Annotated in this window: 8 protein-coding genes and 1 pseudogene; 4 read left to right on the forward strand and 5 right to left on the reverse strand. The window is 69.5% G+C overall.

Annotated features, from left to right (window positions below):
• Positions 1–93: 93 nt before the first annotated feature.
• Positions 94–591 (reverse strand): annotated as a pseudogene (locus AB0C20_RS34095) (penicillin-binding protein); the annotation flags it as partial.
• A 197-nt stretch (positions 592–788) separates the two neighbouring features.
• Positions 789–1,238: a DUF5318 domain-containing protein gene (locus AB0C20_RS34100; protein ID WP_030487681.1), complete on the reverse strand. Its 450-nt coding sequence runs from the start codon at positions 1,236–1,238 to the stop codon at positions 789–791.
• Positions 1,239–1,413: 175 nt separating this feature from the next.
• Between AB0C20_RS34100 and AB0C20_RS34105 the strand changes: the two genes are divergently transcribed.
• Both AB0C20_RS34105 and AB0C20_RS34110 read left to right on the forward strand, forming a co-directional pair.
• Positions 1,414–2,052, forward strand: a complete 639-nt coding sequence (locus tag AB0C20_RS34105; RefSeq protein ID WP_030331823.1) for a PadR family transcriptional regulator — start codon at positions 1,414–1,416, stop codon at positions 2,050–2,052.
• 23 nt (positions 2,053–2,075) lie between these two features.
• On the forward strand, positions 2,076–3,155 hold the full coding sequence (locus tag AB0C20_RS34110) for an inositol-3-phosphate synthase (protein WP_091396616.1): 1,080 nt from the start codon (positions 2,076–2,078) through the stop codon (positions 3,153–3,155).
• Between the two features lie 62 nt (positions 3,156–3,217).
• Here AB0C20_RS34110 and AB0C20_RS34115 read toward each other — a convergent pair whose 3' ends face one another.
• The 3 genes from AB0C20_RS34115 to AB0C20_RS34125 all read right to left on the reverse strand — a co-directional run bounded on the left by AB0C20_RS34115 (position 3,218) and on the right by AB0C20_RS34125 (position 4,485).
• A complete protein-coding gene (locus tag AB0C20_RS34115) occupies positions 3,218–3,562 on the reverse strand; it encodes a hypothetical protein (RefSeq protein ID WP_238687618.1) in 345 nt (114 codons plus the stop codon).
• Positions 3,563–3,600: 38 nt separating this feature from the next.
• Complete coding sequence (locus tag AB0C20_RS34120) at positions 3,601–3,807, reverse strand: ribbon-helix-helix protein, CopG family (RefSeq protein WP_238687619.1); 207 nt, start codon at positions 3,805–3,807, stop codon at positions 3,601–3,603.
• 198 nt (positions 3,808–4,005) lie between these two features.
• Complete coding sequence (locus tag AB0C20_RS34125; protein WP_357569549.1) at positions 4,006–4,485, reverse strand: methylated-DNA--[protein]-cysteine S-methyltransferase; 480 nt, start codon at positions 4,483–4,485, stop codon at positions 4,006–4,008.
• Positions 4,486–4,601: 116 nt separating this feature from the next.
• Between AB0C20_RS34125 and AB0C20_RS34130 the strand changes: the two genes are divergently transcribed.
• Entirely contained in the window at positions 4,602–5,141 is a 540-nt protein-coding gene (locus AB0C20_RS34130; protein WP_357178665.1) for a hypothetical protein, read from the forward strand.
• A gap of 28 nt (positions 5,142–5,169) precedes the next feature.
• The gene (locus tag AB0C20_RS34135) at positions 5,170–6,693 is read left to right on the forward strand and encodes an SPFH domain-containing protein (RefSeq protein ID WP_357178668.1); all 1,524 of its coding nucleotides are present in this window, start codon (positions 5,170–5,172) and stop codon (positions 6,691–6,693) included.
• Positions 6,694–6,807: the final 114 nt, after the last annotated feature.

Below are 6,807 nucleotides of genomic sequence, written 5' to 3' on the forward strand. Positions count from 1 at the left end.
GAACTCCACAGCGACCAGGCGGCTCCACCGACCCACGTACGCCTCGTACGCGTCACCGTTCGCCCACACCGGCTGCACCATCGGAGAACGATACGCCGCACGACCACCGACCGACGCGGAGCCGACGCTGGCCCGGCCTGCTGAGGCGCTGCCGACCGAGGCCGCACCGACGGCGGCGGCACCGACCGAGGCCCGACCTGCTGGCGCACCCGGCGCGGGAGAGACGGGCACCGAGGCCCGACCGGCGCCAGCACGGCCAGCGGCCACACCCGGTGCCGGCGACACCGGCACCGAGGCCCGACCGGCCCTGCCGTTGGCTGCCGAACCCACCGAGGCGGACCCGGCCGCCGCGCTGCCACGCGGCGGCACCGAGGCCGAACCGCCGACCGTGGCGCGACCGCCGGTCGCCCGGGGCGTCACCGAGGCACGGCCCGGGGTTGCCGCGCCGCCCTCCGAGGCTGACCAGCCGCTCCCGCCGGAGTCACCGCCGGGCCGGCGGTACGCGTCGTCCGCGCCCGGTCCGGGGTCACCGTCCGGACCCGAGTACTGGGCCCGCCCGCGCGCAGAACTGGGATCACCGTACGAGTTCATTCCTCACACCCTGCCGGTCGCGGTGGGGCGCGACTGCGCCGCCACCGGGTTGCCGTGAGTTGCTTCACCCCGGCTGCCGGCACGGGGGTGCCAGGCGAGCGGGGTCATTGTCGTATCAATCGGGCCAATCGGGCCAACAAGCGGTTGACCGTCCCGGGTTTCGTCTACGGCCCCGGGGCCGGTCCAACCAGCTGAGATCACCGTTGCGCCTCTCGCCTCCGCCGACCGGCGCCTTCGGCGCCCGCCGCGTCCTGCTCGCTTGTGCCGTCGCTGTCGCCGGTGAGACCGTCCCGGCCGAGCAGGTACTGCTCGACGAGATGGTTCCAGTCACAACCGAGGCACACCTCCACCACGAAGACCTGAAACTCACGCAGCGTCATCGCCAGCACGGGCAACTCGGTCAGTGTCCGAGCCTGGCCGGCGGACTGCTTGAGTTCGTCACCGTAAATGTAGTGGACCAGGGTCAGGTTTTCGCTGCGGCAGATCGGGCAGCGCCGGTCCGTCGGCTCTCCGTGGAACCGAGCGGCGTTCTTCAGGTACGGCGACGCGTCGCAGACGTCGTACGTGCCGACCCGGCCGGCCAGGAGCTCACGCAGCACTGCTCGCTTCTGAAGCGAGTAGTCGACGACCTGGCGCTGCGTACGCATGCGGAGAAGGGTACGCGGTCCGACCCGAGCAGGCGACCACGCTCACAATCCGTGACGGCGGCATCTCGGAACGGGGGTTTGCCCTGGCCCACGCGACCCGCTAACGTGCGATGTATCGGTCCGATACATCGCGGCGGTTACCGCTCCACGCCGGAGGGTAAAGAGAGGGTGGCCAGTGCTCGAGTTCGCCATCCTCGGCCTCCTGCAGGAGTCTCCGATGCACGGCTATGAGCTGCGCAAGGAGCTGACCGCCAAACTCGGCGCGATCCGGGCGGCGATCAGCTACGGCTCGCTCTATCCCACGCTACGCAGGCTCCAGGCGGCGGGATGGATCACCGAAGCTGCTGAGACACCCGCCACTGCCGAGGAGGTTCCCGCGCTGACCAGCCGACGAGGTCGGGTGGTCTACAAAATCACCGCGGAAGGCAAGGAACGCTTCGCCCAGCTGATCGCACAGGCCGGACCCGAGACGTACGACGACACGGGCTTCGGGGTGCACTTCGCGTTCTTCGCTCGAACCGACCAGGCGACCCGACTGCGCATTCTGGAGGGTCGCCGCCGCAAGATCGAGGAACGTCGCGAAGGGCTTCGTGACGTGCTGGGCCGGGCGGCCGAGCGCCTCGACGCTTACACGCTGGAACTGCAGCGCCACGGCCTTGATGCCTGTGAGCGCGAGGTCCGCTGGCTGGAGGAGCTCATCGCCAACGAGCGCTCCGGCCGAGCCCCGACGGTCCCGAACATCGGGACAGCCGGCGGCCGACGAGAAGACAACAGCCCGCCTCCGCCTGGAGAGACCAGGAATGAGCGGCCGTGACAGAAAAGAAGGAGGCAGACGCTATGGGCTCCGTCCGCGTCGCCATCGTCGGTGTGGGTAACTGCGCCTCGTCCCTGGTTCAGGGCGTCGAGTACTACCGGAACGCCAACCCGAACGACCGCGTCCCGGGTCTCATGCACGTCGCCTTCGGCGACTACCACGTCAACGCCGTGGAGTTCGTCGCGGCATTCGACGTGGACGCCAAGAAGGTGGGCATGGACCTCGCGGAGGCGATCGTCGCCAGCGAGAACAACACCATCAAGCTCTGCGACGTGCCGCCGACCGGCGTCAGCGTGCAGCGCGGTCCGACCTTCGACGGTCTGGGCCAGTACTACCGCGAGATCGTCGAGGAGTCGGACGCCACTCCGGTCGACGTGGCGCAGGCGCTGCGCGACGCGCAGGTCGACGTCGTCGTCTGCTACCTGCCGGTCGGCTCCGAGCAGGCCGCCAAGTTCTACGCCCAGGCCGCGATCGACGCCGGCTGCGCGTTCGTCAACGCCCTGCCGGTCTTCATCGCCTCCGACCCCGAGTGGGCCAAGAAGTTCGAGGACGCTGGCCTGCCGATCGTCGGTGACGACATCAAGAGCCAGGTCGGCGCCACCATCGTGCACCGTGCCCTCGCGAAGCTCTTCGAGGACCGCGGCGTCGAGCTGCTGCGCACGTACCAGCTCAACTTCGGCGGCAACATGGACTTCATGAACATGCTGGAGCGCAAGCGGCTGGTCTCGAAGAAGATCTCGAAGACCCAGTCGGTCACCTCGCAGATCCCGCACGAGATGAGCAAGAGCGACGTGCACATCGGCCCGTCGGACCACGTGCCGTGGCTGGACGACCGCAAGTGGGCGTACATCCGCCTGGAGGGCCGCTCGTTCGGTGACACCCCCCTGAACGCCGAGCTCAAGCTCGAGGTGTGGGACTCGCCGAACTCGGCCGGCGTCATCATCGACGCGGTCCGGGCCGCGAAGATCGCCCTGGACCGAAAGATCGGCGGCCCGATCCTGTCGGCCTCGTCGTACTTCATGAAGTCCCCGCCGGTGCAGTACGCCGACCACGACGCCCACCAGGCCGTGGAGGAGTTCATCGCCGGTGAGGTCACGCGCTGACGCGCTGAATCATCACGTACGTGGAAGGGCCGGGTCCGCACGGACCCGGCCCTTCGCCGCGTTCAGCTCGACATCTCCAGGTACGGCGACAGCCGCAGCGCCAGCTCGTCAATCGAGTCGACCTCGCCACTGACCAGCGCGTCGGTCACTGCCATCCGCTCCTTCGCAGGCATGTTGAGGATCAGCCCAGCCTGTTCGAAACGGACGTCCGCAGCCCTCCAGGCGAGCCCTGCGTTCCACAAGTCAAGCGGACGCCAGAGCATGATCCCGTGGAGCAACGCGGCAGCCTGATCCAGGGTTGTCGGATAGACGGGACCATTGAGTAGATGGGCGTGTGGCCGGGCGGCAGCCGCGAAAAGGATGCCACCGTCGCGCACGACCGTGTGTGGGCCGGTGCTTTGTGCCATCAGGAGCAGTAGATCCTCCGCGTCCGGCCAGCGGTGCCTCACCGGTCGCCGAGCATTTCGTAGAACTCCGCGTTGCGCTCCTCCACCCGCTTGACCGCCCCACGGGTCCACTCGTCGCGCTCGCGGCGGTCCAGATATGCCTGGATCGCCACCTCGACGGTCTTGTGCATGGACCGCTGCTCGGCCTCGGCAAGCTCCTTGAGGCGCTGTTCGACTTCAGGCTTGAGCGTCAGGGTAAAGGCCATACCACTTTTGTATAGCTCCTCCGGTGGCACGTCAACCACGCTTGGCACTGCCTCTACCTCCTCATTCGTTGATCTCGGTTGCCGCTGGCAAGCCGCGCACCGATCAACGGCAGAACGTGAAAGTCAGACACGGAGGACGGGGTATCGAAATGTTTAACAGCGATCACATGTCCATCCACCGCGAAGCATCCGACGGGGTCAGGACCAGGCGTGTCGCAGGGCGACCCCGGCCTCCAACTCCAGCAGCTTGACCTTGCGGGGCAGGCCCCCGCCGAAGCCGACCAGCTTGCCGCCCGCGCCGACGATCCGGTGACAGGGCACGATCACCGGCACCGGGTTGCGGTTGCAGGCCACTCCCACCGCCCGCGCCGCTCCGGGATCGCCGACCAGGCGCGCCACCTCGCCGTACGTCAGCGTCTCCCCGTACGGGATCCGCGTCATCTCCCGCCACACAGCGCGCTCGAAGTCGGAGCCGCGCGGCACCGAAACCGGGACGGTGAACGCGGTCAGCTCGCCGGCGAAGTACGCCCGCAGCTCGTCGACGGCCTGCCGGGACAGCGCGTCGCCGGGCTCGTCGACCGCTGCGTCGACCCGACCGAAGGCGGCACCGCGGACGCTCGTGCCGTCGGTGGCGACGGAGAACTCACCGATCGGTGAGTCGAGCACGGCCCAGCGCATCCACCTATTCTCCCCCACGCGGACTCTCTCGCCGGCCCGGCCACCAGCCTCGGACCGAGCGTCACTCCCGACCCGCATCGGTAGATCATCTTCACGCCCTGCCAGGGCCTTCGGCGTTGCGCGGCGTCGATACCGTCAAGGTCGTGGCAACGGGAACGCTCATCTTTCTGATCATCGGCGGGGCGGGCATCGGTGTGCTCGCGCTCGCCCTGCTCGGCACCGAGCTGTTCCAGTTCGGGCACGCCGACGTGGACGGGCCGATCTCGATCGAGACGGTCGCCGGCTTCGCCGGGGCGTTCGGGTTCGGCGCGGCCATCGTCAACGAACTGCTCGGTGCTCGTACACCTGGCATGGTCGTCGGGGCGGTGGCCGGCGGCGTGCTCGCAGCCGTGCCCACCGGCTGGTTGGCGTCCCGGCTGAGCCGGGCGGCGCGGAACATGCGCACCGACCCCACCCCCACCCGCGACGACCTGGTCGGCGCGCTCGGCCTGGTCGTCACCCCGGTGCCGGCCAACGGGTACGGCGAGGTCCGCATTCGCCTTGCCGGTCAACCGGTCAAGCTCAGCGCCCGCGCGGACCAGCCGATCCCGATCGGCGCCCAGGTCTTCGTCGTGCAGGCGCTCAGCGAGACCAGCGTGCACGTAGAGACCTACTGATCTCCCCCTCACAGACGGGACTTTTTATATGGCCCTACTCATCGCCATTGGTGGCGCTGTCCTCCTCGCGCTCATCCTGGTGCTCTTCGTGCTCTCCCGGATCAAGGTGGCCGGCCCGAACGAGGCGTTCATCGTCACCGGTCGCAAGGGCCGCACCACCCAGACCGCCGACGGCGGGCGGTCCACCGACAACTCCGGGCAGAAGGTCGTGCTGGGCGCCTCGGTCTTCGTGCTGCCTGTGGTGCAGAAGCTCCAGTCACTCGACCTGTCCAGCCGGCGGATCGACGTCGGCATCCGGGGCGCCGTCAGCAAGCAGGGCATCCGCGCCGACCTGCACGGCGTGGCGATCGTCAAGGTCGGTGGCACCGAGGACGCGATCCGGGCAGCCGCACAACGGTTCCTGCACCAGCAGGACGAGATCGACAACTTCACCAGGGAGGTGCTGGCCGGCGCGCTTCGCTCGATCGTCGGCCGGCTCACCGTCGAGGAGGTCATCCGGGACCGGGCGGCGTTCGCCAGCGCGGTCGCCGAGGAGGCCGAGCACTCGATGACCAACCAGGGTCTGGTGTTGGACACCTTCCAACTCCAGGACATCCTCGCCGAAGGCTCCTACCTTCAGGACCTGGGCCGACCCGAGGCCGCCCGGGTGCTCAAGGACGCGGCGATCGCCGAGGCCCGGGCCCGGCAGCAGGCCGAGCAGGAGCGGCTGCTCGCCGAGGAGGCAATCGCCGAGGCGAACCGCAACCTGGCCCTCAAGCAGGCCGGCATCCAGGCCGAGATCGACGCGGCGAAGGCGAAGTCCGCGGCGGCCGGACCGCTCGCCCAGGCCGAGCGGGACCAGGCGATCCTGTCCGAACAGCAGAAGGTGGCCGAGCGCAACGCCGAACTCAAGCAGCGCCAACTCGACACCGAGGTTCGCAAGCCGGCCGACGCGGCCCGGTACAAGGTGGAGCAGGAGGCCGAGGCGTCCCGAGCAGCGGCGGTGCTGCACGCCGACGCGCAGCGTCAGTCCGTCATCGCCGCCGCGCAGGCCTCCGCCGAGCAGGCCCGCCTCACCGGTGAGGGTGAGCGGGCCCGACGGGCCGCGCTCGCCGAGGCCAACGCCATCGAGGGTGCCAAGGAGGGTGAGGCCGAGCAGCGGCGACGCTCCGCCATCGCCGAGGCCGTGGAGCGGGAAGGCCAGGCCGAGGCCGCGGCCATCCTCGCCAAGGGTGAGGCCGAGGCCGACGCGATGGCGCGCAAGGCCGAGGCGTTCGCCGCGTACGGAGAGGCGGCCGTGCTGGACCTGCTGGTCAAGGTGCTGCCGCAGGTCGTCGAGGCGGCCAGCGCGCCGATCGGAGCGATCGACAAGATGACGGTCATCTCCACCGACGGCGCGTCGTCGCTCACGAAGTCGGTGGCCGGCAACGTAGCCCAGGGCCTCCAGCTCGGCAGCGATCTCACCGGGATCGACCTGCCCGGCCTGCTGGCACGGCTGGGTGCCGGACGGACCGACGCCACCGCTCCGGCCACCGGGGTCGACACGGTGGACGGCAGCACCGTCTCGCGCTGAGCCCGAGGGACCGGCCGAGCGTCAGGGCTCTGGTCGGCACCGGATGACCCACGAACCACCGGCGCCCGCCGGCACCGCCGGATCGACTCGCCAAGCGCGACGATGACAAGCTGC

This window comes from Micromonospora sp. NPDC048843 (assembly GCF_040649965.1).
GTDB classification, from domain to species: Bacteria; Actinomycetota; Actinomycetes; order Mycobacteriales; family Micromonosporaceae; genus Micromonospora; species Micromonospora hortensis.

Excerpts from the sequence above, each read along its gene's own strand:
- AB0C20_RS34100 (WP_030487681.1), bottom strand. The coding sequence starts at position 1,238 with ATGCGTACGCAGCGCCAGGTCGTCGACTACTCGCTTCAGAAGCGAGCA.
- AB0C20_RS34110 (WP_091396616.1), top strand. The coding sequence starts at position 2,076 with ATGGGCTCCGTCCGCGTCGCCATCGTCGGTGTGGGTAACTGCGCCTCG.
- AB0C20_RS34115 (WP_238687618.1), bottom strand. The coding sequence starts at position 3,562 with ATGGCACAAAGCACCGGCCCACACACGGTCGTGCGCGACGGTGGCATC.
- AB0C20_RS34120 (WP_238687619.1), bottom strand. The coding sequence starts at position 3,807 with ATGGCCTTTACCCTGACGCTCAAGCCTGAAGTCGAACAGCGCCTCAAG.
- AB0C20_RS34125 (WP_357569549.1), bottom strand. The coding sequence starts at position 4,485 with ATGCGCTGGGCCGTGCTCGACTCACCGATCGGTGAGTTCTCCGTCGCC.
- AB0C20_RS34135 (WP_357178668.1), top strand. The coding sequence starts at position 5,170 with ATGGCCCTACTCATCGCCATTGGTGGCGCTGTCCTCCTCGCGCTCATC.